Here is a 1,236-nt window from a genome sequence, read left to right on the forward strand (position 1 = left end):
GGAACTGTCAGGAATTCTGTGCGCGAGGCCGGTTTCGTCATTGGCTGACGAACCTTTCGCCGAAGACGACGGCGAACTGGGTCTTGGCCTCGAACCATTCGCGCGGCGGTCGTTTCCATTCCTCGGCCGCGTGGTTCAGCACCAAATATAGCAGCTTCATGGCCGCATCGTCACTGGGGAAGTGTCCCCGGGTGCGGACGGCGCGGCGCAGCTTGGAGTTCAGCGCCTCTATGGCGTTCGTGGTGTAGATGATCCGCCGCACGCTTTCGGGATAGGCAAAGAATGGGACGACGTGCTGCCAATTGCGCCGCCAGCTTTGGGTGATCGCCGGATACCGCTGCCCCCAGTAGCTGGCTTCGAAGTCCTCAAGAGCCTTCATGCCGGCTTCGGCGTCCTTGGCCCGGTAGATCGCGCGCAGCGCCGGCACGACGGACTTGCGGTCCTTCCAGGACACGAACTCCAGGGAATGACGGATCAGGTGCACGATGCAGGTCTGGACGACAGTCTGGGGAAAGACGGCGTTGATCGCCTCGGGGAAGCCCTTGAGGCCGTCGACGACGGCGATCAGGACGTCGGCGACGCCACGGCTCTTCAACTCGTTCATGACGCGCAGCCAGAACTTGGCGCCCTCGGTCTGCTCGATCCAGATGCCGAGAATCTCCTTCGTGCCGTCCGGCAGGATGCCGAGCGCGATGTAGACGGCCTTGTTCCTGACGAAGCCCTCGTCCCTGATCTTGACCCGTATGGCATCGAAGAAGACGAGCGGATATACCGCGTCCAGCGGCCGGTTCTGCCACTCGGCCACTTCCTCCAGGACCGCATCGGTAACCGCCGAGATCAGGTCCGGCGACACGTCGATGCCGTAGAGCTCCTCCAGATGGCCGCGGATCTCGCGCACTGTCATGCCGCGCGCGTACATGGAGATGATCTTGTCATCGAAATCGGGAAAACGGCGCTGGTATTTGGCGATCAGCTTCGGATCGAAGGTCCCGGCCCGGTCGCGCGGGATCGACAGCGTCATCTTCGACGTGCCCGTCAGCACCGACTTCCGCGAATGGCCGTTGCGGCGATTGACGCTGCCGTCGGTGCGTTCGTCCTCAAGGTGCTCGTCGAGTTCAGCGTTCAGAATCCGTTCCGAAAGCGCCTTCTTCAGGTCGTCGAGCAATCCGTCCTTGGCAAACACCTCATTCGGATCGCGGCCGGCAAGCAGTTGGTCCAGAAGTTCCTTCTCAATAG

1 protein-coding gene is annotated in these 1,236 nt (G+C 62.0%); it reads right to left on the reverse strand.

Features of this window, described 5'->3' with window-relative positions; genetic code table 11:
* Nucleotides 1-37 precede the first annotated feature (37 nt).
* Nucleotides 38-1,234, reverse strand: coding sequence for an IS256 family transposase (locus tag NKJ93_RS33505; protein WP_352485088.1), 1,197 nt, complete (start codon nucleotides 1,232-1,234; stop codon nucleotides 38-40).
* Nucleotides 1,235-1,236 lie beyond the last annotated feature (2 nt).

This window comes from Mesorhizobium sp. M0028 (genome assembly GCF_040323855.1).
Lineage (GTDB): Bacteria > Pseudomonadota > Alphaproteobacteria > Rhizobiales > Rhizobiaceae > Mesorhizobium.